The sequence below is a fragment of the Kribbella sp. NBC_01510 genome (genome assembly GCF_045040325.1).
GTDB lineage: Bacteria > Actinomycetota > Actinomycetes > Propionibacteriales > Kribbellaceae > Kribbella.
The window spans coordinates 3,586,595-3,612,658 of the sequence record NZ_CP109418.1 but is presented as its reverse complement, the minus strand read 5'-3'; the positions used below and the strand labels follow the sequence as shown (position 1 = coordinate 3,612,658).

Annotated in this window: 24 protein-coding genes; 12 read left to right on the top strand and 12 right to left on the bottom strand. The window is 69.0% G+C overall.

The window, feature by feature from the left end:
* From OG558_RS17975 to OG558_RS17950, 6 genes are all read right to left on the bottom strand, one after another.
* Positions 1 to 1,275: a thymidine phosphorylase gene (locus OG558_RS17975; RefSeq protein WP_405071281.1), complete on the bottom strand. Its 1,275-nt coding sequence runs from the start codon at positions 1,273 to 1,275 to the stop codon at positions 1 to 3.
* Positions 1,275 to 1,664, bottom strand: coding sequence for a cytidine deaminase (locus tag OG558_RS17970; RefSeq protein ID WP_405072181.1), 390 nt, complete (start codon positions 1,662 to 1,664; stop codon positions 1,275 to 1,277). The genes OG558_RS17975 and OG558_RS17970 overlap by 1 nt, the downstream gene beginning before the upstream one ends.
* A 165-nt stretch (positions 1,665 to 1,829) precedes the next feature.
* A complete protein-coding gene (locus tag OG558_RS17965) occupies positions 1,830 to 3,119 on the bottom strand; it encodes an ABC transporter permease (RefSeq protein ID WP_329484475.1) in 1,290 nt (429 codons plus the stop codon).
* On the bottom strand, positions 3,116 to 4,318 hold the full coding sequence (locus OG558_RS17960; protein ID WP_329484474.1) for an ABC transporter permease: 1,203 nt from the start codon (positions 4,316 to 4,318) through the stop codon (positions 3,116 to 3,118). Before OG558_RS17960 ends, OG558_RS17965 begins: the two co-directional genes overlap by 4 nt.
* The gene (locus OG558_RS17955; protein ID WP_329484473.1) at positions 4,319 to 5,869 is read right to left on the bottom strand and encodes an ABC transporter ATP-binding protein; all 1,551 of its coding nucleotides are present in this window, start codon (positions 5,867 to 5,869) and stop codon (positions 4,319 to 4,321) included.
* A gap of 136 nt (positions 5,870 to 6,005) precedes the next feature.
* Positions 6,006 to 7,085, bottom strand: a complete 1,080-nt coding sequence (locus OG558_RS17950) for a BMP family ABC transporter substrate-binding protein (RefSeq protein WP_328523843.1) — start codon at positions 7,083 to 7,085, stop codon at positions 6,006 to 6,008.
* A gap of 295 nt (positions 7,086 to 7,380) precedes the next feature.
* Here OG558_RS17950 and OG558_RS17945 point away from each other — a divergent pair, with 295 nt between their 5' ends.
* From OG558_RS17945 to OG558_RS17935, 3 genes are all read left to right on the top strand, one after another.
* Positions 7,381 to 8,562, top strand: a complete 1,182-nt coding sequence (locus OG558_RS17945) for an amidohydrolase (protein ID WP_405071280.1) — start codon at positions 7,381 to 7,383, stop codon at positions 8,560 to 8,562.
* Positions 8,563 to 8,671: 109 nt separating this feature from the next.
* Complete coding sequence (locus OG558_RS17940; RefSeq protein ID WP_405071279.1) at positions 8,672 to 8,956, top strand: hypothetical protein; 285 nt, start codon at positions 8,672 to 8,674, stop codon at positions 8,954 to 8,956.
* Positions 8,953 to 9,333, top strand: coding sequence for a hypothetical protein (locus tag OG558_RS17935; protein ID WP_405071278.1), 381 nt, complete (start codon positions 8,953 to 8,955; stop codon positions 9,331 to 9,333). The genes OG558_RS17940 and OG558_RS17935 overlap by 4 nt, the downstream gene beginning before the upstream one ends.
* Here OG558_RS17935 and OG558_RS17930 read toward each other — a convergent pair whose 3' ends face one another.
* Positions 9,334 to 10,914, bottom strand: coding sequence for a methylmalonyl-CoA mutase (locus tag OG558_RS17930; RefSeq protein WP_405071277.1), 1,581 nt, complete (start codon positions 10,912 to 10,914; stop codon positions 9,334 to 9,336).
* A 165-nt stretch (positions 10,915 to 11,079) separates the two neighbouring features.
* Between OG558_RS17930 and OG558_RS17925 the strand changes: the two genes are divergently transcribed.
* The 3 genes from OG558_RS17925 (at position 11,080) to OG558_RS17915 (ending at position 14,820) form a co-directional block, all read left to right on the top strand.
* Positions 11,080 to 12,447, top strand: a complete 1,368-nt coding sequence (locus OG558_RS17925; protein ID WP_405071276.1) for a hypothetical protein — start codon at positions 11,080 to 11,082, stop codon at positions 12,445 to 12,447.
* 157 nt (positions 12,448 to 12,604) lie between these two features.
* Positions 12,605 to 13,717 (top strand): glycosyltransferase family 4 protein, encoded by a 1,113-nt coding sequence (locus OG558_RS17920; protein WP_405071275.1) that lies wholly within the window; start codon positions 12,605 to 12,607, stop codon positions 13,715 to 13,717.
* Positions 13,714 to 14,820, top strand: coding sequence for a glycosyltransferase (locus OG558_RS17915; RefSeq protein ID WP_405071274.1), 1,107 nt, complete (start codon positions 13,714 to 13,716; stop codon positions 14,818 to 14,820). Before OG558_RS17920 ends, OG558_RS17915 begins: the two co-directional genes overlap by 4 nt.
* 313 nt (positions 14,821 to 15,133) lie before the next feature.
* Here the strand turns inward: OG558_RS17915 and OG558_RS17910 are convergent, their stop codons facing one another.
* Entirely contained in the window at positions 15,134 to 15,949 is an 816-nt protein-coding gene (locus OG558_RS17910; RefSeq protein ID WP_405071273.1) for an MBL fold metallo-hydrolase, read from the bottom strand.
* 183 nt (positions 15,950 to 16,132) lie between these two features.
* Here OG558_RS17910 and sdhC point away from each other — a divergent pair, with 183 nt between their 5' ends.
* The 5 genes from sdhC to OG558_RS17885 all read left to right on the top strand — a co-directional run bounded on the left by sdhC (position 16,133) and on the right by OG558_RS17885 (position 20,660).
* Complete coding sequence (gene sdhC, locus OG558_RS17905) at positions 16,133 to 16,465, top strand: succinate dehydrogenase, cytochrome b556 subunit (RefSeq protein ID WP_329484850.1); 333 nt, start codon at positions 16,133 to 16,135, stop codon at positions 16,463 to 16,465.
* A gap of 1 nt (position 16,466) precedes the next feature.
* On the top strand, positions 16,467 to 16,940 hold the full coding sequence (locus OG558_RS17900; RefSeq protein WP_329484463.1) for a succinate dehydrogenase hydrophobic membrane anchor subunit: 474 nt from the start codon (positions 16,467 to 16,469) through the stop codon (positions 16,938 to 16,940).
* Positions 16,941 to 16,965: 25 nt separating this feature from the next.
* The gene (sdhA, locus tag OG558_RS17895; RefSeq protein WP_405071272.1) at positions 16,966 to 18,708 is read left to right on the top strand and encodes a succinate dehydrogenase flavoprotein subunit; all 1,743 of its coding nucleotides are present in this window, start codon (positions 16,966 to 16,968) and stop codon (positions 18,706 to 18,708) included.
* Positions 18,708 to 19,412, top strand: a complete 705-nt coding sequence (locus OG558_RS17890) for a succinate dehydrogenase iron-sulfur subunit (protein ID WP_405071271.1) — start codon at positions 18,708 to 18,710, stop codon at positions 19,410 to 19,412. Before sdhA ends, OG558_RS17890 begins: the two co-directional genes overlap by 1 nt.
* A 78-nt stretch (positions 19,413 to 19,490) precedes the next feature.
* A complete protein-coding gene (locus OG558_RS17885) occupies positions 19,491 to 20,660 on the top strand; it encodes a sialidase family protein (RefSeq protein ID WP_405071270.1) in 1,170 nt (389 codons plus the stop codon).
* A 13-nt stretch (positions 20,661 to 20,673) separates the two neighbouring features.
* Here OG558_RS17885 and OG558_RS17880 read toward each other — a convergent pair whose 3' ends face one another.
* Positions 20,674 to 21,105: a DUF2000 family protein gene (locus tag OG558_RS17880; protein ID WP_405071269.1), complete on the bottom strand. Its 432-nt coding sequence runs from the start codon at positions 21,103 to 21,105 to the stop codon at positions 20,674 to 20,676.
* A gap of 53 nt (positions 21,106 to 21,158) precedes the next feature.
* Entirely contained in the window at positions 21,159 to 21,989 is an 831-nt protein-coding gene (locus OG558_RS17875) for a M55 family metallopeptidase (RefSeq protein WP_405071268.1), read from the bottom strand.
* A 25-nt stretch (positions 21,990 to 22,014) separates the two neighbouring features.
* On the opposite strand from OG558_RS17875, the gene OG558_RS17870 reads away from it, so the two are divergent.
* The gene (locus OG558_RS17870) at positions 22,015 to 22,806 is read left to right on the top strand and encodes an AraC family transcriptional regulator (RefSeq protein WP_405071267.1); all 792 of its coding nucleotides are present in this window, start codon (positions 22,015 to 22,017) and stop codon (positions 22,804 to 22,806) included.
* On the opposite strand, the gene OG558_RS17865 is transcribed toward OG558_RS17870, so the two are convergent.
* Positions 22,778 to 23,014: an SCO4848 family membrane protein gene (locus tag OG558_RS17865; RefSeq protein WP_329484457.1), complete on the bottom strand. Its 237-nt coding sequence runs from the start codon at positions 23,012 to 23,014 to the stop codon at positions 22,778 to 22,780. The two genes, OG558_RS17870 and OG558_RS17865, sit on opposite strands and share 29 nt — an antisense overlap.
* Positions 23,015 to 23,147: 133 nt before the next feature.
* On the bottom strand, positions 23,148 to 25,928 hold the full coding sequence (locus OG558_RS17860) for an AAA family ATPase (RefSeq protein WP_405071266.1): 2,781 nt from the start codon (positions 25,926 to 25,928) through the stop codon (positions 23,148 to 23,150).
* Between the last annotated feature and the right edge of the window lie 136 nt (positions 25,929 to 26,064).

Here is a 26,064-nt window from a genome sequence, read left to right as displayed (position 1 = left end):
TCAGCCGATCCGCTCGATCACCAGCGGCCCGTGCTCGTACGCTGTCGACACCTCGACGGCATCGGTCAACGCTTCCAGGGCTCGCTCGAAGCGGCTCGGGTCATCCGCGTGCAGGGTGAGCAACGGCTGCCCCTCCCGGACCTCGTCGCCCGGCTTGGCGTGCAACTCGACGCCCGCGACGGCGGACACCGGGTCCTCCTTACGAGCCCGGCCGGCGCCGAGGCGCCAGGCCGCGACACCGACCGCGAGCGCGTCCAGCTTCGAGAGCACTCCGGAGGCAGGAGCCGGTACGACGTGCTGCTCGGGGGCGACCGGGAGTTCGGCGGACGGGTCGCCGCCCTGGGCCGCGATCATCGTGCGCCAGACGTCCATCGCCGTACCGTCGCGAAGCTTCTCGGCCGGATCCACGTCGGTGACGCCCGCCGCGGCGAGCATCTCGGTGGCCAGGGCCAGGGTCAGCTCGACCACGTCGGCCGGACCACCGCCGGCCAGGACCTCGACCGACTCGCGGACCTCCAGGGCGTTCCCCGCGGTCAGGCCGAGCGGTACCGACATGTCGGTGAGCAAGGCAACGGTCCTCACGCCCGCGTCGGTGCCCAGGGCAACCATCGTCTCGGCGAGCTCCCGCGCGTCGGCCAGGTCCTTCATGAACGCGCCGGAGCCGACTTTCACGTCCAGCACCAACGCGCCCGTGCCCTCGGCGATCTTCTTGCTCATGATCGAGCTGGCGATCAGCGGGATCGCCTCGACCGTGCCGGTCACGTCCCGGAGCGCGTAGAGCTTCTTGTCGGCGGGCGCGAGGCCGTCTCCGGCCGCGCAGATCACCGCGCCGACCTCGTCCAGCTGGCGCATCAGCTCGTCGTTCGAGAGCGCGGCCCGCCAGCCGGGGATCGACTCGAGCTTGTCCAGCGTGCCGCCGGTGTGACCGAGGCCGCGACCGGACAGCTGCGGCACCGCGACGCCGCACGCGGCCACCAAAGGGGCCAACGGCAACGTGATCTTGTCGCCCACACCGCCGGTCGAGTGCTTGTCTGCGGTCGGCCGGGACAGCTTGCCGAAATCCATCCGCTCGCCGGACGCGATCATCGCCGCGGTCCAGCGGGCGATCTCGCGGCGGTTCATCCCGTTCAGCAGGATCGCCATCGCCAGTGCCGACATCTGCTCGTCCGCGACGTCGCCGCGGGTGTACGCGTCGATCACCCAGTCGATCTGGCCGTCGCTCAGCTCGCCCCGGTCCCGCTTGGTGCGGATCACGTCGACAGCGTCGAAGCTCATCAGTTCTCCAGATCGTCCGGCCCGAACGCGTCGGGCAACAACTCACGCAGCGGCCTGCTCCCGGTCGCCGTCTCGATCAGCAACTCCGGTCCACCGTTCTCGTGGAGCAACTGCCGGCAACGCCCGCACGGCGTCAGTAACTTTTCGTTGTGGTCGACGCAGGTGAACGCAACCAACCGCCCACCGCCGGTCCGGTACAGCTCACTGACCAGCCCGCACTCGGCGCACAACGTCAGCCCGTACGACGCGTTCTCCACGTTGCACCCGGCAACGACCCGGCCGTCGTCCACCAGCGCGGCCGCCCCCACCGCATACCCCGAATACGGCGCATACGCCCGCCGCATCACCTCAACCGCGGTCGCCCGCAGCAGCTCCCAGTCCACATCCACTCCCACAGCATCCCCCATCCCACGACCCCGTGCCGTCCCCACCCTGTCACCACTCTCGTGGGTCAGCCCACGAGATGGTGGGTTGACCCACCGGATTCCGATTGGCCAACCCACCCGCTGGTGGGCTGACCCACCAGACGAGTGCGGACGGCGGACGGCGGTGAGTTACTCGGTGACGTAGGGCTCACCATCCGCCTTCGGGGCTCGGACGCGGCCGACCAGTCCGGCGACCGCGATGATCGTCGCGAGGTACGGCGCCATCAGCAGGAGCTCGCCCGGGATCGGGGTCTGGATGATCTGGAGCTGGGACTGCAACTGGGTCGCGAAGCCGAAGAACAGCGCCGCGACCATCGCGCCGATCGGGTGCCAGCGGCCCATGATCAGAGCGGCCAGCGCGATGAACCCGTTGCCCGCGGTCATCTCCTTGCTGAACGAACCGGCGTACCCGACCGTGAAGAACGCACCGCCGAGCCCGGCCAGCACGCCGCCCCAGAGGACCGCGGAGTACCGGACGCGCTTGACCTTGATGCCGACCGTGTCGGCGGCCTTCGGGTGCTCGCCGACCGCGCGGACCCGCAGGCCCCACCGGGTCTGGAACAGCACGAAGGTGACCACCGCGACCGCGAGGTAGGTCAGGTAGACCAGGATCGTCTGGTTGAACAGGATCGGCCCGATGAACGGGATGTCGCCCAGACCGGGGATCTTGATCGCGGACAGCACGGTCGGCGTGTTCAGCTTCTCCGCGTTCGATTGCAGGAACTGGTCGAACAGATAGCCGGTGATACCGGTCGCGAACACCACCAGGACGACGCCGAGCACGACCTGGTTGACCAGGTACTTGATCGAGAACACCGCGAGCAGCCAGGCCATCACCACGCCGGTCACGGCCGCCGCGATCAACGCCAGCGCGGCGCTGTTCGTCGTACTCGAGACCACCGCGGCCGTGAATGCGCCGACCAGGAACTGGCCCTCGATGGCGATGTTGATGACACCGGACCGCTCACACAGCACACCGCTGAGCGCGCCGAGGATCAACGGGGTCGCGAAGTTCAGAGTGCCCTGGAACTGGTTGGCCAGCGGGAACGTCTTGCCCGCGGCGGCCCAGCACAGGAACGAGCCGATGAAGCAGATCCCGAGCAGGGTGGCCAGGTAGCCGGAGTACGACTGCGGGACGCGGCGCAGGAGGTACGCGCCTGCGGCGATCACACCGAGGATGCCGAGCACCAGTGCGGCGAACTGCGCGGGAATGCCGAGCAGGTTGTGCTGCAGGTCGCCGGAGGTCAGCTGGAACGTCGCCTTGCCGCCCTTGGTGAAGATCGCCAGGCCGAGCCCGATCAGCGCGAACACCACCATCAGGCCCCCGACGCGCAACCGCCGGGTTCGTTCGGCCGGCGCCTCGATGACCTGAGGCTTGGCCGGCGCCGCCGGAACGGCGTCCGGTGTGGTCTCGCTCATCCGTTCCAGCCTTTCGCGAGGACGGGACCTGTTCCGCGCTCCTTCGGCAGGAACCGGAAGATCGAGCGCACCAGCGCCGGAGCCGCGACGAACAGCACGATCACGGCCTGCAGCACCGTGGTCAGGGTCAGCGGGGTCTGCGTGATCAGCTGCATCTGCAGACCGCCCGCGTTCAGCGCACCGAAGAGCAGACCCGCCAGCACGGTGCCGACCGGCGTACCGCGACCGAGCAGCGCGACCGTGATCGCATCGAACCCGATCGACGCCGCGACACCGTCGGTCAGCGGCAGGTCGGTGCCCAGCACCTGCTGGGTGCCGGCCAGACCGGCCAGCGCGCCGGCCACGACCATCGCGACGATGTACGCGCGGCCCACCGACATGCCCGCGGTCCGGGAGGCGTCCGGGTTCGAGCCCACGGCCCGCAGTTCGAAGCCGATGGTGGACCGGTTGAGCAACCACCAGACGAAGATCGCGGCGAGCACCGAGAGGATGAAGCCGCCGTGCAACCGGGTGTCGCCGAACTGCGGGTACTGCGCGTTGTGGTCGACGATCGGCGAGATCGGGTCGGTCCGACCCGGCCGCCGGAAGGCCGTGGTGGTGAGCAGCCAGGCGAGCAGGTAGATCGCGACATAGTTGAGCATGATCGTCACGATCACCTCGTGCGCCCCGGTCCGGGCCTTCAGCAGGCCGACGACACCGCCCCAGAGCGCGCCGCCGAGCAGACCGGCGATGATCGCCACAATGAGGTGCAGGACGGGCGGCAGATGCCAGGCGAAACCGACGTATGCGGCGAGGATCGCGCCCATGATCAGCTGGCCCTGGGCACCGATGTTGAACAGACCGGTGCGGAACGCCAGCGAGACCGCCAGGCCGCCGCAGATCAGAGGTGTTGCCTGGGTCAACGATTCGCTGATCGGGGTGATCCCGCCCAGCGCACCGACGGCGAGGGCCTTGTAGGCCTCGCCGACCGCGGACGCGGCCGCGGTGACCGTGTCCATCGGCGCGGCACCGAAGTACCCGACGGCCGCCTTCACGCCCTCGTCACCGATGATGATCAGCACGGCGCCGACGATCAGCGCCAGGACGATCGCGCTCAGCGAGACCAGCGCCTGGACCGCCCAGTTGGGCAGGCCGGAGAGCCGCTCCTTCGTGGAGGGTGCCGGCGCCGGGGCCGGTTCGGTGGTGGTGTCAGTACTCATCTAGATGGTTCCCAACGTGGTCGGGTTCTCGATCGCGACGTCGTGCGCCTCGGATCTGGAGGCGCCGGCCATCATCAGACCGAGCTCGTCGCGCGGGGTGTCGGCCGGTACGACGCCGACCACCTTGCCGCGGTACATCACCGCGACCCGGTCGGTGAGCGAGGCGATCTCGTCCAGCTCGGTGGACACGATCAGGACGGCGGTCCCGTTGTCGCGTTCCTTCACGATCCGGGCGTGCAGGAACTCGATCGAGCCCACGTCCACCCCTCGGGTCGGCTGGGACGCGACCAGCAGCTTCAGCGGCCGGGACAGCTCGCGGGCCAGCACCACCTTTTGCTGGTTGCCGCCGGACAGCGACGAGACCGGCAGTTCGATGCCCTGGGTGCGGATGTCGAACTCCTCCACCCGGGCCTGCGCGTTGCTGGCGATCTCGTCGGTCCGCAGGGCCAGCCCGTTGCCGAACGGCGCCTTGCGGAACAGATCGAGGACCAGGTTCTCGGCGACCGTGAACGAGCCGACGAAGCCGTCGTGCGCGCGGTCCTCCGGGACGTAGCCGATCCCGGCGTCCAGCCGCTGTCTGGTCGTCCGCCCGGTCAGATCCACGCCGTCCAGCGAGATCTTGCCGGTCGCGATCTCGGTCAGCCCCAGCAGCGCCTCGGCGAGCTCGGTCTGACCGTTGCCCTGGACACCGGCCACGGCGAGGATCTCGCCGGCGCGCACCTCGAGGCTGACGTCGTCGACCGCGGTGAAGCCCCGCTCGTCGATCACGGTCAGGCCCTCGACCCGCAGGACGACGTCCTGCGGCTGGGCCGGCGCCTTGTCGACCACCAGATCGACCGCCCGGCCGACCATCAGCTCGGCGAGTTGCTCCTCGGTCTCGGACGGCTCGGCCTGGCCGACCACCTTGCCGCGGCGGATCACGGTGATCTTGTCCGCGATCGCCTTCACCTCTTTGAGCTTGTGGGTGATGAAGACGATCGACGTACCGTTCTCCTTGAGCTGGCGCATCACGCCGATCAGCTCGTCGATCTCGGCCGGGGTGAGCACCGCGGTCGGCTCGTCCAGGATCAGCACGCTGGCTTCGTTGGCGAGCGCCTTGATGATCTCCACCCGCTGCTGCACGCCGACCGGGATGTCCTCGACCAGCGCCTCGGGGTCGACCTCGAACCCGTACCGGTCGGACAGCTCGGTGACGAGCGCGTGCGCCTTCTTCCGGTCCAGGACGCCGCCGGCGTGGGTGTTCTCCCGGCCGAGCATGATGTTCTCGGCGACGGTGAACACCGGGACCAGCATGAAGTGCTGGTGCACCATGCCGATCCCCTGCTTGATCGCATCGCTCGGCGAGGTGATCCGGACCTTCTCGCCGTCGATCACGATCTCGCCCGAGTCGGGCTGCAGCAGCCCGTAGAGCATGTTCATCAGCGTGCTCTTGCCGGCACCGTTCTCACCGAGCAGACAATGGATCTCGCCCGGTTCGATGACGAGATCGATGTGGTCGTTGGCGACCAGCGAGCCGAAGCTCTTGGTCAGGCCGGACAGCTCCAGGTGCATGCGGGCAGCCTCCCCTTCAGACGGCGAGCCAGGCTCTTCACACCGCGAGCCAGGCTCTTCGAACCGCGAGCCAGGAAGGCGACCGTGGGTCTGCTGCCTTCCTGGCTCGCACCGTACTACGCGAATGCGCCGTGGTTCAGGACGCCTTGGGCTGTACCTTCGACTGAATCATGATCTTGCCGCTGATGATGTCGGCCTTGATCTGGTCCAGTTCGGACTTCACGTCCGCCGGGACCTTGCTGTCGAAGTCGTGGAACGGCGCGATCGCCGTACCGCCGTTCTGCAGCGTTCCGGTGAACTGGGTGTTGTCGAACTTGTTGTCGACGACCGAGAGGACCGCGTCCTTGACCGCGACGTCCATGCCCTTCTCGACGCTGCTCATCAGCACCGGGCAGTACTCTTCCGCGCTCACGCAGCCGTCGGTGTCGACCCAGATCGCGTTCACCTTGCCGTTGCTGGCCTTGGCCGCCTGCAGACCGCCCAGACCGGACGGGCCGGCCACCGGGAAGAGAACGTCCGCGCCCTGGGTGATCAGGTTCTGCGCGTTGTTCTGGCCCTTGGCCTTGTCCTCGAAGTCGCCGGTGAACAGGCCCTTCTGCTTGGCGTCGTCCCAGCCCAGCACCTGGACGTTCTTGCCCTTCTGCTGGTTGTAGTAGCGCACACCCTCGGCGAAGCCGTCCATGAAGATCGTCACGGTCGGGATGTTCAGACCGCCGAACGTGCCGACCTTGCCGGACTTCGTCATCGCGGCGGCCAGGTAGCCGGCCTGGAAGCTGGACTGCGCGGTGTTGAACAGCAGCGGCTTCAGGTTCGCGATCGGTGCCTTCGGTGCCGAGTCGACGATCGCGAACTTGATGTCCGGATTCGCCTTGGCGGCCGCCTCGGTGGCGTCCTCGAGCTTGAAGCCGACGGCGACGATGACGTTGCACTTGGCGTTGACCATCGCGGTCATGTTCGTCGTGTAGTCGTTGTCGGACTTCGACTCGGCCTTGACCTCGGTCAGGCCGCGCTCCTTGACGGCGTCCTGCAGACCCTTGTACGAGGTCTGGTTGAACGACTTGTCGTCGAAGCCACCCGAGTCGGAGACCATGCAGGCCTTGAAGTCCTTGTTGGCGCTGCTGCCGCCAGAGCTGCTCTCGGTCGGCTTGCTGCCACACGCGGCGACGGCGAGCGTCAGTACGCCCACGATCGCCGTACCCCGCACGTACTTCTTCACCGGATGTCTCCTTCGTCAACCAGAGTTGTTCCCGGCACGCCTTCCCCCACGTGCCGCATCCGCAGACTATAGGGTGCGGTCCGACCTTCTTTGAACGTCAAGAGGGCCTCGATACCGGAAAGTGACCGGCACTTCCGTCACATTTCGACAACTCCTCCGGTCTGGTCACCGCCTGCTGAGCACACGTCACGGTGCGCACGCTCCGTGCTTGCGTTCACGGTCCGTGGTCGTCACGATCGGTGACCGGCGTGGACACCTCCCGGAGTACGTCGTCCCTGGATGTCACAATCGCGGGATGAGTCATCAGCTGCTGGTCGCCGACGTCCTCGCCCGCGTCGAGGCCGTGCGCGAGGAGATGGTCGAGGTACGGCGTGATCTGCACGCGCACCCGGAGCTCGGCTGGCGCGAGGTGCGTACGACGGAGATCCTCGAGCGGAGGCTGATCGAGGCGGGGCTGTCGCCGCGGGTGCTACCGACCGGGACCGGACTCATCTGCGACATCGGCTCCGGCGACAGCTGTGTCGCACTGCGGGCCGACATCGACGCGCTGCCGGTGCCGGACGCGGTGGAGGCTCCGTGGCGGTCGACGATCGACGGAGTCGCGCACGCGTGCGGTCACGACGTACACACCTCTGCTCTGCTGGGCGCGGGCCTGGTGCTGGCGGGGATGGCGCGCGACGAGCAGCTGGACCGGCGGGTGCGACTGCTCTTCCAGCCGGCCGAGGAAGTGATGCCGGGCGGAGCACTCGGCGTCATCGCGGCCGGCGGACTCGACGGGGTCCGCCGTATTTATGGCCTGCACTGCGATCCGCGCCTGCAGGTCGGACAGATCGGCCTGCGTGTCGGCGCCCTGACCGCGGCCGCGGACCGGATCCTGGTCCGGCTGACCGGGCCTGGGGGTCATACGTCCCGCCCACATCTGACCGGCGATCTCGTCTACGCGCTCGCGACCCTGGTCACCGAACTTCCGGCCGCCCTCTCCCGGCGTGTCGACCCCCGCGCCGGCATGTCCCTCGTCTGGGGCCGCATCACCTCGGGCTCCGCCGCCAACGCGATCCCCGCCCGCGGCGAGGCCGAAGGCACCCTCCGCTGCCTCGACGTCAACGCCTGGCGCCTCGCGGCCGAGCTCATCCCGTCGCTGGCTTCCCAGCTGGTCGCGCCGTACGGCGTCGAGGTCGACACCGAGGTCACCCACGGCGTCCCCCCGGTGATGAACGACCCGACCGCGATCGACGTACTCCACAACGCCGTCCACCAGACCCTCGGCGCCGGCGCGATCGCCCCCACCGACCAGTCCCTCGGCGGCGAGGACTTCGCCTGGTACCTGGAAGACACCCCCGGCGCGATGGCCCGGCTAGGCGTCCGCCGACCCGCCCAGGAAACGGCCGCCGACCTCCACACCCCCGGCTTCGACCCCTCCGAAGAAGCCATCTCCCTCGGCACGACAATCCTCACCTCGGCCGCCCTGCTGGATTGACTTGTCCACAGGACGAGCTCAGCGCGGTTGCCCGCGCGCATCTGCTCGGGCAGGCTGACGACAGGATCAGCCGTGGTGGATGTTGGTGGGACAAGAGTAGGATGATGGTGTGACAGAGAAGAACAAGCTCTCGGTGACGGTTGACCAAGAGGTCGTGGAGGCCGCCCGGGTTGCTGTGTCTTCGGGGCGGGTTGGCAGTGTGAGCGCCTGGGTGAACGAGGCTTTGCACCGGCAGATGGATCACGAGCAGAGGCTTCGAGGGCTGGACCGATTCCTGGCCGCCTACGAAACCGAGCACGGGGAGATCGAGCCGGCAGAGATGGCAGAGGCTGTCCGCTCGACGCGAGCCGGGGCGACCGTTGTCCGAGGCAAGCATTCGCACGGCGCCGCATGACCCTGATCCTCGACGCGGGCGCGTTCGTGGCCGTTGAACGTCGCGACCGGACCGTCATGGCTCTCCTCAAAGCCGAACTGCTGGCCGGGCGTACGCCGGTGACGCACGGCGGTGTCGTCGGACAGGTCTGGCGTGGAGGTTCCGGCCGACAGGCACCGATAGTCCAACTACTCGACGGCGTCCAGGTCGCGCCGTTGGACGACGGCCTCGGCCGAAGAGCCGGCGTACTCCTGAAGCTCACCGGTGGACGAGACGTGATCGACGCAGCAGTGATCCTCCTGGCACGTGACGGCGACCTCGTCCTCACGTCCGATCCCGGCGACCTCACCGCGCTGGCCGCCGAGGCGGACATCCACCTGGATCTTGCGACTGTCTGACTAGAAAGTGTCGGCAGGGACGTAGCTGCCCCAGACGTCTCGGAGGGTGTTGCAGACTTCGCCTACGGTGGCTCGGGCTCTGAGGGCTTGTTTCATGGGGTAGAGGCAGTTGTCGGTGCCTTGGGCGGCTTTCTTCAGGGCGGCCAGGGCTTCGTCGACGGCGGACTGGTCGCGGTCGGCGCGGAGAGCGGCGAGGCGGTCGACCTGCTGGGCCTCGATGGCGGGGTCGACGCGGAGCGGTTCGTACGGCTCCTCCTCGGCGATCCGGAACTTGTTCATGCCGACGACGACCCGCTCGGCCGAGTCGATCTCCTGGGCGATGCGGTACGCGGACCGCTCGATCTCCTGCTTCTGGAAGCCCTTCTCGATCGCGGCGACGGCACCGCCGTACTCCTCGACCTGGTCCATCAGCTCGACCGCGGCCGCCTCGACCTCGTCGGTCAGCGATTCGACGACGTACGAACCGGCGAAGGGGTCGACGGTCGCGGTGATGTCGGTCTCGTACGCGAGCACCTGCTGGGTGCGCAGTGCGAGCCGGGCCGCCTTCTCGGTCGGCAGCGCGATCGCCTCGTCGTACGAGTTCGTGTGCAGGGACTGCGTGCCCCCGAGTACGGCGGCCAGCCCTTGGATCGCGACCCGGACGAGATTGATCTCGGGCTGCTGCGCGGTCAGCTGCACGCCGGCGGTCTGGGTGTGGAACCGCAGCATCAGTGACTTGGGGTTCTTGGCACCGAAGGAATCCCGCATCACCCGCGCCCAGATCCGCCGCGCGGCCCGGAACTTCGCCACCTCCTCGAGCAGCGTGGTCCGGGCGACGAAGAAGAACGACAACCGCGGCGCGAACTCGTCCACGTCCAGCCCGGACGCGACCGCGGCCCGGACGTACTCGATCCCGTCGGCGAGCGTGAACGCGATCTCCTGCGCGGGCGTCGCCCCGGCCTCGGCCATGTGGTAGCCGGAGATCGAGATCGTGTTCCAGCGCGGCAGTTCGGTCTGGCAGTAGGCGAAGATGTCGCTGATCAGCCGCAGCGACTCCTTCGGCGGATAGATGTAGGTGCCGCGGGCAATGTATTCCTTCAGTACGTCGTTCTGGATCGTGCCGGTGAGCTTGTCACCGGCGACCCCCTGCTCCTCGGCGACCAGTTGGTACAGCAGCAACAGCACCGAGCCGGGCGCGTTGATCGTCATCGAGGTGGACACGTGGTCCAGCGGGATCTTGTCGAACAGCACCCGCATGTCGTCGATCGAGTCGATCGCCACCCCGACCTTGCCGACCTCACCGTGCGCGATCGGCGCGTCGGAGTCGTACCCCATCTGGGTCGGCAGGTCGAACGCGACCGACAGGCCCATGGTCCCGTGGTCGATCAGCTGGTGGTAGCGCTGGTTCGACTCCGCCGCCGTCCCGAAGCCGGCGTACTGGCGCATGGTCCAGGGCCGCTGGGTGTACATCGTCGGGTACACCCCGCGGGTGTACGGGAACTTCCCCGGCTCGCCCAGCTTCTCGTCCGGCGCGAACCCGTCCAGCGCCTCGGGTCCGTACACCGGCGCGATCTCGAACCCCGACTCACTCCGATGACTCATCCTCCCACCGTAGGCCGAACCACGCCTCCACTGGTATGCACCAGCGCACGCGACCGATGTGTGCTCCAGCACAACCGGAAACGTTTTTGCGGCGTGGTGGGATTCCTTCTAAGCTGTGGCGGCTTCGGGGGAAGAGGTTTCCGTCTACCTACCCGGAGTTTCTTGATGCGCGCGCGTGGACTCGCCCTCGGGGGCCTGGCTCTGATCACCCTGGCATCGGTCGGCATTGTGCTCGCCAGGCCGAGTTCGGCCGACGAGCCGCCGCTGGTGAAGAGCGTCGGCACCCAACTGCCGCTGCAGGACCTCCGCGCGATGGAACTCGACGAAGCGCGCGGCCGGCTGTACTTCGCGCAGGGCGCCGGCAGCACTCTCCCGCTCGTGGTCACCGACCTGGACGGCGTGCTGCAGACGAAGCTGACTGCGGTGACCGGCGCCTCCGACGTGGTTCTCAGCAACGACCACCAGCAGCTCCTGGTGACTCAGGACTACGACCGCGTGACCGCTCTGGACGCCGACACATTGGTGCCCTCGGCAACGTACGACGCTCCCAAGGGCGCCTGCGTGTACAGCGCCGAACCCGCCGGGGACAAGATCGTCGCCGCCTTCCTGGACTGCGGCCTCGGCACGTCCGGCCTGCTGATCTGGTCCGCGCCGGGGACCGCTGCGACCGTCTACACCGACGGCCCCAACTACCACCCGATCATCGCCGGCGCGGCCAACGGACTGCTGGTCGCCGGCGACACCGGGTACTCACCGGTCACGACGTACGTCATCGACGTCTCGGGCGCGACACCGACCATCGTCAGCAGGCGCGCGGACACCGGCTCGAACCTGATCGACTACGCCATCAGCCCCGACGGCACCGAGGTCGTCGAGACCGTCGGAAACCCCTACGAGCACCACTCCTACAAGCTCCCCGACCTCTCCGACGCGACCGTGTACCCGAGTGGCGTCTACCCGGCCGACGCTGCCTGGTCCGGCGACAGCTCGACGGTCGCCGTCGGCCGCTCGAGCACCGGCTCCAACGACGCCGACGTGCTGTTCTATGCCAAGGGCACCACGACCCCGACGTACGCCGTCGACTTCCGCGCCGACGACGAACTCTGGAAGGGCACCCTGCTGCTCAACTCGACCGGCACCCGGGCCTGGGCGGTGACGTACGACGACACGTACCAGAATGTCCAGCTCCTCCACTCCTTCGGCCCGGCACATCCACCGAAAGCGCCGGCGACCGACATCCACGTCGCTGCACGCACCGGCTCCGGCAAGGACAAGTCCACGGCGTACGTCACCGTCACGTGGACGTCGCCGTACTCGCGCCCCGGAAGCTCCACCAACCAGCAGTTCATGCAGCTCTACGCCACTCCGGCGGGCTCGACCGCTCGTCTCATCGGCAACCCCGAGCTGACGACCGCCGGCACCTTCACCGCTACGTATGCCCTCCCGCGCGGAACCACCACGTTCACCGCCCACTACAAGGACTTCGAGAACTGGTACCCGGAGGCCACCGTCACCACGACGCTCACCCGCTGACCGCGCTGTTCACGGGGCACTCACCAAATACCGCCTCGTGGTCACTCGCCCGTCACCCGGTGGCCCTGCACGCGTCGACAGGGAATCGACGCGGTGTCACGAAGGTGTCGCCGAGGGTTCATGCGCGCTGGGGAACCTCCGAGGTGTGCGCATCGTGATGGTGGCTGAGACCTTCCTGCCGCAGATCAACGGCGTGGCGAACACGGCTCGCCACGTCGCCGATCGGCTGCGTGCCCGCGGGCACGAACTGCTGATCATTGCCCCCGGCCCCGGACCCGGCAGCTACGCGGACGTGCCCGTGATCCGGGCCCGCAGCTTCCGGACCCCGGGCTACAAGGAGTTCCCGGTCGGTCTGCCCGATCCCTCGATCGAGCGGGCGATGGCCGAGTTCAGGCCGGACCTCGTCCATCTCGCGTCGCCGTTCATCATCGGCGCGTACGGGCTGCGTAGTGCGCGCAAGCTCGGGCTGCCGACGGTCGCGATCTTCCAGACCGACATCGCCGGCTTCGCCCGCCAGTACCCCTGGTTCGCTGCCGCGGATCGCGGGATCTGGCGCTGGGTACGGCGTACGCACTCGCGGGCCGACCGCACACTCGCACCGTCCACCGCGTCGGTCGAGGCGCTGGTCCAGGGCGGCGTACCCCGGGTCCACCTGTGGGGCCGTGGCGTGAACCTGGACCTCTTCGATCCCAAGCACCGCAACGAGAACTGGCGCCGGGAGATCTCCCCTGACGGCAAGCCGATCGTCGGGTACGTCGGCCGGCTGGCCGCGGAGAAGAAGGTCCGCCGCCTCGCCGAACTGACCGGCCTGGGCTGCCGGATCGTCATCGTCGGCGACGGCCCGGACCGCGCCTCCCTGGAGAACTCCTTGCCTGACGCAACCTTCCTGGGAATGCGCCGGGGCGCCGACCTGGCCGCGATCTTCGCCGGACTGGACGTCTTCGTGCACACGGGCGAACACGAGACGTTCTGCCAGACGATCCAGGAGGCGCAGGCGTCCGGTGTCGCGACCGTCGGCCCGGCCGCGGGCGGCCCGCTCGACCTGATCAAACCCGGCGAGAACGGCCTGCTGTTCGAGCCGGGTCGGCCCGGATCGCTGCGGCAGGCGGTCAAAACCCTGCTCGACTACCCGGCGGCCCGCGGCCGGATGGCGGCGAGCGGCCTGGAACGCGTGCAGTCCCGGACCTGGCCGGCGGTGGTCGACGACCTGGTCGACCGGCACTACGCCGAGGTCCTGCGCGAGGCCGCAGCCGTCCGGCGGGTCGCGTGAAGGGGCTCCGGATCGCCCAGCTGGCCAACTTCGTCGGTCCCACGTCCGGCGGGATGCGGACCGCGATCGAGCACGTCGGTCAGGGGTACGTCGAAGCCGGCGCCGAGCGGATCGTGATCACCCCGGGCGAACGGGACGTCGTGATCGAGACCGAGTTCGGCACCGTGGTCCGGATGAAGGCCCCGAAGGTCGGCGGCGGTTACCGCCTGATCACCGACCCCTGGAAGGTGATCGAGACCCTCGAACGCTTCCGGCCGACCACCGTGGAGATCTCGGACAAGTCGACACTCCTGCCGGTGGCCCGCTGGGCCCGCAAGAACGACATCGGCTCGATCCTGTTCAGCCACGAGCGCCTGGACGCGATGCTCTCCCTCCGCACCGGCCGCCAGCTCGGAGTGGCGGCCGGCGTCGGCGCGCTCTACAAACTTCTCAGCCGCACGTACGACGCGGTCGTGGTGACCTCGCGTTACGCCGCGGCCGAGTTCGACGAGGTAACGACGCCATTGGTCCGGATCCCGCTCGGCGTCGACCTCGACACCTTCCACCCGTCACTCGCCCAGCCGGCGGACGACGGCGTACTCAAGCTGGTGCACGCCGGCCGGCTGTCCCGTGAGAAGAGCCCGCACCTCGCGGTCGCCACCGCCGCCGAGCTGTACCGCCGCGGCGTCAACCTGCGCATGGACGTCTACGGCACCGGCCCTCATCTCGACGAGCTCCTCGAGATCGCCGGCTCCGCGCCGGTCACCTTCCACGGGTACGTCGACGGCCGCCGGACGCTGGCCACGCACCTGGCCGAGGCCGACATCGCCCTGTCGGTGTGCCCGGGCGAGACGTTCGGACTGGCCGTACTGGAAGCCCTCGCCGCGGGCACCCCGGTCGTCACCGCGAACACGGGCGGCGCGCGCGAACTCGTCGACGAGACCTGCGGCCGCTGGGCCCCGGCCAACCCGGCCGCCCTGGCCAACGCCGTACTCGCCCTCGCGCAGCTCCCAGGCCGCAGAGCCGCCGCCCGCCGCCGCGCCGAGCGCTACGACTGGAACTCCTGCATCCACCACATGCTCGCCCTCCACACCCGCCTCGCCGAGGGCCGCCTCGCGGCCTGATTGCCCAAAGCTGCAGGCGGGTTGCGGTGAAGACCGCAATCGCGATATCTCTTTCCTTTCTCGTCGGTGTGTCTCGGGGCGCGCCGGAATCCCCTGCCAGGAGATTTGATGCGCCGCGCCCGCATGCCCGCCCTGTCCCGCCCTGCGCTCTTCCGCGCCGCCCGGCAAACTCGTCCAGATCGACGGCCTCGGGGTCGGCCGCACCTGAGGTGCAGCTCGACAGGACGTATACGCCCACTCAGGCCCTTCGGCAGCGCATCCTGAGCGTGCCTGCCGGCCCAGTGGGCGTATACGTCCTGTCCTTGTGCATCGATCAGGTCAGGTGGTCGTAGTCGCCTCGGACCCAGGCGGCGTGGCGGTCGGCTGAGCGGCGTACGACGGCCTTGGCCTCGACCGGGATCACCGAGCCGAAGTTGTTGTAGAGGCGGTCGTAGGCGAAGGGGTCGAGGGAGCGAGCGACCCGGTCGACGACCGCGCCGGACAGTGGGATGCGGTTCGGGTAGCTGCGCATGAAGCTGACCGAGGTGCGGTCCGGGTTGGCGAAGATCGTGTCGCCGGACAGGATCACACCTTTGCCCTCGGCACCGTTCGCCCAGTGCACCACCGCGCTGCCCGGGAAATGCCCGCCGGACTGGATCACGGTCACGCCGGGCAACGGCGTCAGCTGACCCGACCAGGTCTTGATCACCGGGTCCTGCCGGGCCACCCACTCGGCATCCGCCTCGGACACGTAGACCGGCACGTCGCCGAGCCGGTGGCTCCACTCGACCTGAACGCCGTACATGTGCGGGTGGCTGGCGATGATCGCGACCACGTCGCCCAGCTCGCGGACCCGGCGTACGGCTTCGTCGTCGACGTACCCGATCGGGTCCCAGAGCAGGTTGCCCTCGGCGGTCCGCAGCAGCATCGACTGCTGGCCGATCCCGACCGGCGGCTTCGAGCGGACGCCGTACAGGTCCGGCTCGACCTCCTCGATGGTGACCTCGGTGCCGGCCGCGGCCAGGTCCTCGAGCGTGGTCCAGTGCTGGCCGTCGGCCGGCACCCACTGCCGCTCGTCGGCGCAGATCGCGCAGACCTCGACCTGCTCGGAGTGCTCGACCGCACAGGTCGCACAGATCCAGAAACTCACCGTGTTCTCCCCTTCGTCGGACACCGACGCGACCGATCTCACACGGATCGCGATCGATGTCACATCTGTCAGGACATTTCACCTCACGCAGCGGGTCTAGCATCGAGACGATCTGGCGTTCTCGACAAGGAGGATCTGGTGCCCAGCAAACCAGCCGGCACGCTGTATCGCGGCCGGGAGGGCATGTGGTCATGGGTCGCGCACCGGATCACCGGCGTGGGGATCTTCTTCTTCCTGCTCGTGCACGTGCTGGACACCGCGCTGGTCCGGGTCTCCCCGGAGGCCTACAACGAGGTCATCGGCACCTACAAGAACCCGATCGTCGGCCTCCTCGAGGTCGGGCTGGTGGCGGCGGTCCTGTTCCACGCGTTCAACGGCATCCGGCTGATCCTGGTGGACTTCTGGGCCAAGGGCCCGCGCTACCAGCGGCAGCTGATGATCGGTGTCGGGGTGATCTGGGTGGTGCTGTTCGTGCCGTTCGTCATCCGGCATCTGACCCACGTGTTCGGAGGCTGAGATGGCTGAACCTCTTGGCACCTCAGGGATCGCGGCGCCCCGGTCCAGCTCCCGCTCGCGCTCGCTGAAGGGCGGCGGCCGGAACCGGTCCGGCCAGACCAACTTCGAGCTGTACAGCTGGCTGTTCATGCGGCTGTCCGGGCTCGCCCTCGTCATCCTGGTGCTCGGCCACCTGTTCGTGAACCTGATGCTCGGCGGCGGGATCACCGCGCTGGACTTCGGCTTCGTGGCCGGCAAGTGGGCCAACCCGCTCTGGCAGGTCTGGGATCTGCTGATGCTGTGGCTGGCGATGCTGCACGGCAGCAACGGGCTGCGCACGATCATCAACGACTACGCCGAGAAGGACCAGACCCGGTTCTGGCTCAAGGCCCTGCTGATCACCGCGGCGCTCGTGATCGTCGTCCTCGGCACCCTGGTCATCTTCACCTTCGACCCCTGCCTCGACCCGAACAGCACGCTGTCGGTCTGTAAGTAAGGCTGCAATTTCTGGAAGGACTGGCATGCAGCAGCATCAGTACGACGTGATCATCGTCGGCGCAGGTGGTGCCGGGATGCGCGCGGCTCTCGAGTCCAGCAAGCGCACCCGCACCGCCGTCCTCACCAAGCTCTACCCGACCCGCTCGCACACCGGCGCGGCCCAGGGCGGCATGTGCGCCGCGCTGGCCAACGTCGAGGAGGACAACTGGGAGTGGCACACCTTCGACACGGTCAAGGGTGGTGACTTCCTGGTCGACCAGGACGCGGCCGAGGTGATGTGCCGCGAGGCCGTCGACGCGGTCCTCGACCTGGAGAAGATGGGCCTGCCGTTCAACCGGACCGCCGAGGGCAAGATCGACCAGCGGTTCTTCGGCGGCCACACCCGCAACCACGGCGAGGCCGTCGTACGGCGTTCCTGCTTCGCGGCGGACCGCACCGGCCACATGATCCTGCAGACGCTGTACCAGCAGTGCATCAAGCAGAACGTCGAGTTCTTCAACGAGTACTACGTCCTCGACCTGCTGATGACCGACGGCAAGGCGAGCGGCGTGGTCGCCTACGAGCTGGCCACCGGCGAGCTGCACGTGTTCTCGGCCAAGTCGGTCATCTTCGCGTCCGGCGGGTTCGGCAAGGTGTTCCGGACCACGTCCAACGCGCACACACTGACCGGCGACGGCATGGGCATCGTCTGGCGCAAGGGCCTGCCGCTGGAGGACATGGAGTTCTTCCAGTTCCACCCGACCGGCCTGGCGGGTCTCGGCGTACTGCTGTCCGAGGCCGCGCGTGGTGAGGGCGGCATCCTGCGGAACAAGGACAACGAGCGGTTCATGGAGCGGTACGCCCCGACCGTGAAGGACCTGGCGCCGCGGGACATGGTCGCCCGCGCGATGGCGAACGAGGTCCGGGAGGGCCGCGGCTGCGGTCCGGACGGCGCGTACGTGATGCTCGACCTGACCCACCTGGAGCCCGCGCACATCGACGCGAAGCTGCCGGACATCACCGAGTTCGCGCGGACATACCTCGGCGTGGAGCCGTACACCGAGCAGATCCCGGTGTTCCCGACCGCGCACTACGCGATGGGCGGCATCCCGACCAACATCAAGGGCGAGGCGCTGGCCGACAACGACACCGTGATCCCCGGTCTGTACGCCGCGGGCGAGGTCGCCTGCGTGTCCGTGCACGGCGCGAACCGCCTGGGCACGAACTCGCTGCTCGACATCAACGTGTTCGGCCGGCGGTCCGGGATCGCCGCCGCCGAGTACGCCGAGACCGCGGTCTTCGAGGAACTGCCGGACGACCCGTCGGCGTACGTCGTCGGCCTGGTCGAGGGACTGCGCACCTCCACCGGGGGCGAGCGGATCGCGGCGATCCGGGGCGACCTGCAGGCGACGATGGACCTGAACGCCCAGGTGTACCGGACCGAGGGCTCGCTGAAGCAGGCACTGGTCGACATCGAGGCGCTCAAGCTGCGGTTCACCCAGGTCGGCGTCCAGGACAAGGGCAAGCGGTTCAACACCGACCTGCTGGAGGCGGTCGAGCTCGGCTTCCTGCTCGACCTGGCCGAGGTGCTGGTGGTGTCCGCGCTGGCCCGCAAGGAGTCCCGCGGCGGTCACTTCCGGGAGGACTACGCGACCCGCGACGACGTGAACTTCATGCGGCACACGATGGCGTACCGCGAGATCGATGGCGAGGGCAACGAGAACATCCGGCTCGACTACAAACCGGTCATCCAGACCCGTTACAAGCCGATGGAGCGGAAGTACTGATGGACGTCAAGGTCAAGATCCTTCGGTACAACCCCGAGGTCGTCGACGAGGCCGAGTGGAAGACGTACTCGGTCACCCTGCAGCCGACGGACCGGGTGCTGGACGCGCTGCACAAGATCAAGTGGGAGCAGGACGGCACGCTCACCTTCCGGCGGTCCTGCGGGCACGGTGTCTGCGGCTCGGACGCGATGCGGATCAACGGCCGCAACCGGCTGGCCTGCAAGACGCTGATCAAGGACCTGAACCCCGACAAGGAGATCACCGTCGAGCCGATCAAGGGCCTGCCGGTGCTCAAGGACCTGGTCGTCGACATGGAGCCGTTCTTCGACGCGTACCGCGCGGTGATGCCGTTCCTGGTCACCAGCGGCCACGAGCCGACCCGGGAGCGGATCCAGTCGCAGGCCGACCGGGACCGCTTCGACGACACCACCAAGTGCATCCTGTGCGCCGCGTGTACGACGTCCTGCCCGGTGTTCTGGTCCGACGGACAGTACTTCGGCCCGCAGGCGATCGTCGGCGCGCACCGGTTCATCTTCGACAGCCGCGACGAGGGCACCGAGCAGCGGCTGGAGATCCTGAACGACAAGGAGGGCGTCTGGCGCTGCCGGACCACCTTCAACTGCACCGACGCCTGCCCCCGCGGCATCGAGGTCACCAAGGCCATCCAGGAAGTGAAGCGAGCGCTCATTTTCCGACGCGTCTGACGGGACACTAGACTTCACTGCGCAACCGGCCTCTGCCCCACGACGTCGAAAGGGCAGAGGCTGATCGCTACCCCGGGGGTGACATTGCTGCGTCTGCGCGCGTACTTCGACCGCTCCTACCCTCGCTTGATCGAGCGGTTGGAGCGTCTCGGCGTACCTCGGCGCTGGCCGCCGTTGCTCATCGTCGGCGTCGTGGCGGCCACGATGTCCGTCGTTCTCGCGGCCGTCGTCTGGATCACCGGCCGGAGCGGGCCCAGTGATCCACCGATCGCCATCCTGCCCGCGGCCGCGCTGAAGGACGGGAACTCCGTGGTGACCGCGGGGACGGCACAGCTGCGGTCGGTCGCGATGGTGACTCGGAACCGCTGGGCGGCCGGCTGGGCCGAGTGCGCGACGGGTCCGCAGTGCCGGTACTCGGCGGTGATCGACCGGGACGGCGTGAAGGCGACCGCACCGGAGTGGCCGGTGCCGTACGCGACGCTGCGGACCGGGGACGAGGCGATCGCGGTCGCCCCGCCCGCGGAGGGCACCCTGACCGGGGACGCGACCTTGCTGTTCCGGTTGACGTACGACGGCCCGGTGACGTCGAGACTGCAGTACGTCCTGCCCACCCGGACCTTCCGCAGCGGCGAGATCCTCACCGACCGGATCGTGCCGGGCCGGATCGTCGTGGTGAACCTCGAGGACTCGACCGTCCGGATGCTGGAGACCTCGGCGACGAGGTCGCCGGCCTGCGACACCGGCGGACGGTGCTGGGCGCTGACCGGGATCGGCCGGACGGACATCGTCTGGACCGACGACGGCGGCGCGACCTGGGGCTCGGCGCCGCTGGACACGAAGAACCAGGGCGGACGGCTCGCGGTCAGCCCGGACGGCAAGACCCTCGTGGCGACCGCGGTCACCATCGGCAGTCTGTCCGAGACGGTCTCGACGATGCGGATCTCGACCGATCGGGGCGCCCACTGGACGACGGTGCGGAACACTCCGTGGAGCCTGAACGCAGGCCCCGTCGTCTTGAACGACGGCACCGCCCTGGTGCTCGGCGGCCGCTCCGGCGACCCGACACCGCACCTGTACCGGATCAGCGACGGGCAGGCCCGCCCCGACCGCGGATCCCCCGGCGTGCTCGCCCACCTGTCCGGCGACGCCCACCTGCTCTACGGCCCCGAGGTCTCCAAGCGTCACACCACCCGCCTCGCCCTCAGCACGGACGGCGGCACCACCTGGGAGTACGTCGTACCCCGCTAGGGCTTGTCCCTGGTCAAGGGTGTTTGGTGGCGCCCTTGAGGACCTTGTCGACGGCGTTCTTCGGGCCGTAGACGGCGATCCCGACCAGGTCGAGCTCACCCGTGGACACTGCCTTCACGGCGGCGCGATTGTCGCGGTCGTTGCCGGTAGCAAACAAGTCCTGGGTGAACACCGAGTGCTCGATCTCCCGCTGGAGTGCCCGCTGATGCGCCGTCGCCATGAACTCCTTGCTGCCCTCGAACACCATCACCGGCTGCCGGAACATCGGCAGATACCGGGTCCCGTCGGCGTCCTCGTACGGCTCCCCGACCACCTCGGGACGAGTCCCGGCGATACCGCTCACCAGGAACGCGGCGACGTTGAGGCGCTGCCACACCGCCAGGTCGTCACGCAGCATCACAGCGATCTTCGTGTCGAACCGGATCGGCTCAGCTTCGTCAGTCATGACACCAGACTGGCCCGGCACCCCACCGGTCGGCTTGTACGTTCTTGACCAGTTCAGCAGTACGGCGGGTTCGAGGTGACGGCGGTCGCCACGCGGAGGAAGAGGTTGAAGAGGCGGTAGAGGTGGAGCATGTTGCCCTCGACGGCGACCGTGCGGTCGTCGCGGCGGGTGACGCCGGGGATGGCGGTCAGGTGGGAGGCGACGGAGGCGGATTGCCAGCGGACCGCCAGGTGACGGGTCGTGGCCGAGTCGGTGGTGATGCCGGGGAGATTGCGGAGGGCTTCGGTGGTGGAGGTTTCGATCGCAGCACGGGCCTCGGCGACGGGAACCAGCTGGGCGGCGAAGCGGTCCTTGGCGAACTTGACCGGGACGGTGGCGACCGCCGGGTCCCACGCCTTCATCTCGGCGCAGGCGGTGTCGTCGCCGGTGAGGAGCGCGACCGGTACGCCGTACGCGGACGAGGCGGCGTGGAAGAGGCCGATCTCGCCGGTGGGGTCGTCGTCCAGCCAGATGTCCTCGATCTCGTGGCCCATGAAGCTGTGGCTGAGGACGCCGAGGACGCCGGCGCGGGCGTGGAAACCGACGCAGAGGACGGCGTCGTACTCGCCGGTCAGGCCCTCGATCATGCCCATCGGCTTCGGCCGGCCCTTGATCAGCGTGGCGCGCGGGTCGAGCAGGTCCGGGAGGATGTTGCGCATCGGGCCGTGGGCGTCGTTCACCAGGACGGCCGTCGCGCCCGCGTCGTACGCGCCCCGGACGGCGGCGTTCACGTCCTCGGTCATCAGCACGCGGCCGCGTTCGTAGTCCCGGCCGGGCGGCTGGACGTCCTCCGCGTCGACGAGTCCGGTGATGCCTTCCATGTCCGCGCTCAGGTAAACCTTCACGGGACGCAAGCGTATGTTCTTGGGTATGAGCGGCGGCGCTGAGGTCCGGGCGTGGCGGCCCGGGCTGAGCGGGGTCGTCGAGGTCCTGCACGCGCATTTCCGGTCGCATGCGTACCCGAGTCACACCCACGACGCGTGGACCGTGCTGATCGTCGACGAGGGCGTCGTCCGCTACGACCTGGACCACCGCGAGCACGGCTTGGCGCAGGCGCAGGTCTCACTGCTGCCGCCGCACGTGCCGCACGACGGCCGGTCGGTCCGGCCGGAGGGGTTCCGCAAGCGGGTGCTCTACCTGGAGCCCGATCGGCTCGGCGACGGTCTGATCGGCGCGGCCGTCGACCAGCCCGAGTACGTCGATCCGCTGCTCAGGCACCGGATTCACCAGTTGCACGGCGTACTGCTCGACGGCAAGGAGGACCTGGAGGCGCAGAGCCGGCTGACGCTGATCGAGGAACGGCTCACCCAGCACCTCCGCCGGAACGTGCTCGATCCGCCGGATCGGAGCGATCCCACGGTCGCCTCGCGGCTGCGCGACGTACTGGATGCCAACGTGCCGGCCGGGATCACGCTGGACGACGCGGCCAAGTTGGTGCACGCGCATCCGGCCCATCTGGTCCGGGCGTTCAGCCGGGAGTTCGGGATGCCGCCGCATCGGTATCTGACCGGGCGGCGGGTGGACCTGGCGCGACGGTACCTGCTCGACGGCTTTCCGGCCGCCGAGGTCGCCGCGCTGGCCGGCTTCTACGACCAGTCCCACCTGAACCGGCACTTCCGGAAGATGCTCGGGGTCACACCGTCGAGTTTTGTGAAGCGTTGACCCGGGACGCCTTGTAGGCCCGGACACCCCAGGTGCCGAGCAGGGCAGCGATCAGCAGGTTGACGATGATCAGGATCGTGTGGGCGACGTAGTACCCGGTCGGACGGCCTTCGGTGTCGGCCAGCGCCTTGATGAAGCGCAGATAGGTGACCACGTTCCAGACCGCGATGCCGAGCAGGATCAGTGCGTGCTTGCGTTCGAGTTTCACCCACTCATTGTCCCCGAGCGTGAGAACGGGGCGGCCGCGCCTCACTCGGTCGCCCCGCCGGAGCGGAGATCTCACCCCACCGACCCTCGTCCATGGCTCGTCGAGCAGCAAGACATCGCAAGCTACTCACGGGTCACCACAAGGGTTTCCCTGCGGACTCAGGGCTGGGGCGGTCGACCATCCGGAGGAGCTGGGTGCGGTTGGCGACACCGAAGCGGCGGTAGAGGCGGGTGAGCTGGGACTCGACCGCCTTCACCGACAGGTAGAGCGCGGCGGCGATCTCGCGGTTCGTGGAGCCGTCGCGGACCATCGCGACGATCTGCTGCTCGTTGTCGGTCAGCTCCGACGGCTGCCGGCTGCGGCTCGGTACGTCGAGACGGGCGAGCTCGGTCTCGGCGACCTCGCGCCACGCGGGAGCGCCGTACGCCTCGAACTGCTCGATCGCGTCCAGGAACGCCGTCCGCGCGACCGAACGGCGACGGGCCTGCCGGGCGACCCGCCCGCGGGTGAGCTCACAGCGGGCCAGGTCCAGCGGGTAGACGCGGTCGCCCGCCGTACTGATCGTTTCCTCCAGCAGGTCCAGGGCCGCGGCCGGATCGCCCTGCTTGGCGATCAGCAGCGCCTCGGACCGGGCCAGCCCGACCCGCACGACCGCGCGGTCCAGGTTGTCCGCGCGAGTCCGGATGTCGGCGATCAACGCGGCGGCGTCCTCCAGCCGGCCGGCCGCGACGAGCGCCTCCGCGTAGTCCGCGTGCCACGGGATCACCGCCGGGTCGAACGGCATCGCCGCCTCCCCCGACTGCGCGATCGCGTCGAACGACTCCACCGCACGCTGCGGATCCCCGGTCAGTACGGCGATCAGCCCGAGGCTGGCCAGCGCCGGGCCGGTCCATTCGTCGTTCCCGACCAGCCGGACACCCTCGAGCGCCGCCTCCGCCAGCTGCCGACCCATCGCCGCCGCACCACCGGCCCACTCGGCGCGGCTCGCGATGATCATGCCGACCTCGGCCTCTTCGCCGATGTCCTGCATCAGCTGGTAGCACTCGTGCCCGGCGGCCAACGCGTCCGCGCCGCGCCCGCTGCGCTCGTAGATCGCGGTCGCGGAGATCAGTACGGACGCCAGCCACCGCATCGCGCCGTTGTCGCGGACCTCGTCGACCAGTGCGGTGATCGCGGCGATCGCCTCGTCCGTGCGGCCGCGGAACAGTTCCCGCATCGCGGCCATCTGCCGCGCGTTCACCACGGTCTTGGTCAGTGGCAGCCCACCGGCCAGCTCGGCGGCCTGCTGCAGCAACGCGTCCGCGGTCTGCTCGGCGTCGCGCGCGATCTGCACCGAGCTCGCGGCGCTCAGCGCGTCCACCAGCGCCTCGGTGTCACCGGACGCGCGGGCCAGAGCCTCGGCGACGCGCGCGTCCTCCTGCGCCTCGTCGAGCCGGCGATCGAAGTACTCGCTGTGGCTGCGCATGATCCGCACCCGCGCCTCGAGCCGCTGGTCGCCGAGTGACGCCTGGAACGCCTCGTCCAGCAGCTCGACGCGACGGTCCCGGTCGGGCCAGGCCGCGTCCGCCAGCAGCAACAGCGCGAGCACCTTGTTCTCCGGCGTGGTCGCCGCCTGGACGGCGAGCCGCGCCATGTCGGCCGACTCCGCGAGATGACCGGCGGCCGCGGCGTCGTCAGCGGCCCGGGTCAGTCGTCGGGCCCGCTCGTCCGGCAGGGTGATCGGCGTACGCTCCGCCGCCAGGCGCCACAGCGTCGCGGCAGCACCGGGCGCACCCCGGCCGGCTGCGACCGTGGCGGCCTCTTCGATCGTGGCGGCAAGCTCGGGGTCGGCCTCCTGGGTCGCGAGCGCGCGGTGGGTCGCGTTCTCGACCGGTTCGTCGACCACGGCCGCCAGCTGAGCGTGGGCCTGACGACGGGATGCTGACGTGGCTTCGGCGTACACGAACTCCCGGAGCAGCGGGTGAGAGAAGCGCAACCGCTCGGAGGAGACGTCGATCAGTCCGAGCGCCTCCGCCTCTGCGAGCTCGGTGTCGATCGGCCGGTCCAAGGACCGCGCGAGCTGAGTCGTGGTCGGGCGTGGTGACGACGCTGCGTGCAGGAGGAGCTCGTGCGTGGCGCTGCTGAGGTCGGACAGGCGGTCGCCGAGCAGGGTCTTGAGCCGGCTCGACACCGGCAGCGGGTCGTTGGGCGAGACGCCTTCCGGATGACGCAGTACGGCGCGACCGAGCTCGAGCGCCATGAACGGGTTGCCGGCGCTCGCGGTGAAGATGCGCCGCGCCGTACGCACCGGGAGCGGGCTGGACAGGCGCTGCCGGAGCAGGCCGAGCACGTCGGGCTCGGTAAGCGGTGGGACCTCCAACTGGAGGACCGGCTCGGGGCAGGCCTCGGCCATCATCGGGAGGTCGCCGTCAGCCACCTGCTCGGTGGCCAGCATATGCACGCCCTCGGACAGTCGCCGGGCACAGAACGTCAGCACTTCCAGGCTCGACGGATCCACCCACTGGATGTCGTCCACGACGAGCAGGACCGGTCCGCCCGCGGCCAGGCGGCGGAGGACATGCAGTACGGCGAGGCGCACGGCCAGCTCGTCGCGGACGGTGTCGGGCGCGCTGGCCTTCAGCAGGGCGACCTCGAGCGGCTGGCGCAGGTGGTCGGGCAGCACCTGCCAGGCGAGCTCGAGCTGGTTGGAGAGGAGGTCGAGGAGAGTGACGTACGGGAGGCCGGCTTCGGACTGGGACGGTGCGGCGCTGAGAATCCGGCAGCCGGCCCGGGCCCGGTCCGCGACGAGGGCGCGGCCGAGGGCCGACTTGCCGATCCCGGTCGGGCCGTAGAGCAGCACACTGCCGCTGGTCTCGAGCTGCTTGTTCGCACGCTCGACCAGCCCGGCGCGCCCGACCAGCTCGTCGTCAGTCATCGATCCACCACAAACTCCTCGAAGGTTTACCCTCGCCGATTATCACAGTGAACGACCGTCCGACACGGCGAGTGTCACATGAGGAAACCATCCCGTCACCATCCTGTCACCCGTCGCTGCCCAGATCAGAGCAGTC

Bases quoted from the DNA above. Each gene is read 5' to 3' on its own strand.
- OG558_RS17975 (WP_405071281.1), bottom strand. From the start codon at position 1,275: ATGAGCTTCGACGCTGTCGACGTGATCCGCACCAAGCGGGACCGGGGC.
- OG558_RS17965 (WP_329484475.1), bottom strand. From the start codon at position 3,119: ATGAGCGAGACCACACCGGACGCCGTTCCGGCGGCGCCGGCCAAGCCT.
- OG558_RS17960 (WP_329484474.1), bottom strand. From the start codon at position 4,318: ATGAGTACTGACACCACCACCGAACCGGCCCCGGCGCCGGCACCCTCC.
- OG558_RS17955 (WP_329484473.1), bottom strand. From the start codon at position 5,869: ATGCACCTGGAGCTGTCCGGCCTGACCAAGAGCTTCGGCTCGCTGGTC.
- OG558_RS17945 (WP_405071280.1), top strand. From the start codon at position 7,381: ATGAGTCATCAGCTGCTGGTCGCCGACGTCCTCGCCCGCGTCGAGGCC.
- OG558_RS17935 (WP_405071278.1), top strand. From the start codon at position 8,953: ATGACCCTGATCCTCGACGCGGGCGCGTTCGTGGCCGTTGAACGTCGC.
- OG558_RS17930 (WP_405071277.1), bottom strand. From the start codon at position 10,914: ATGAGTCATCGGAGTGAGTCGGGGTTCGAGATCGCGCCGGTGTACGGA.
- OG558_RS17925 (WP_405071276.1), top strand. From the start codon at position 11,080: ATGCGCGCGCGTGGACTCGCCCTCGGGGGCCTGGCTCTGATCACCCTG.
- OG558_RS17920 (WP_405071275.1), top strand. From the start codon at position 12,605: ATGGTGGCTGAGACCTTCCTGCCGCAGATCAACGGCGTGGCGAACACG.
- sdhC (WP_329484850.1), top strand. From the start codon at position 16,133: ATGTGGTCATGGGTCGCGCACCGGATCACCGGCGTGGGGATCTTCTTC.
- OG558_RS17900 (WP_329484463.1), top strand. From the start codon at position 16,467: ATGGCTGAACCTCTTGGCACCTCAGGGATCGCGGCGCCCCGGTCCAGC.
- sdhA (WP_405071272.1), top strand. From the start codon at position 16,966: ATGCAGCAGCATCAGTACGACGTGATCATCGTCGGCGCAGGTGGTGCC.
- OG558_RS17890 (WP_405071271.1), top strand. From the start codon at position 18,708: ATGGACGTCAAGGTCAAGATCCTTCGGTACAACCCCGAGGTCGTCGAC.
- OG558_RS17880 (WP_405071269.1), bottom strand. From the start codon at position 21,105: ATGACTGACGAAGCTGAGCCGATCCGGTTCGACACGAAGATCGCTGTG.
- OG558_RS17870 (WP_405071267.1), top strand. From the start codon at position 22,015: ATGAGCGGCGGCGCTGAGGTCCGGGCGTGGCGGCCCGGGCTGAGCGGG.
- OG558_RS17860 (WP_405071266.1), bottom strand. From the start codon at position 25,928: ATGACTGACGACGAGCTGGTCGGGCGCGCCGGGCTGGTCGAGCGTGCG.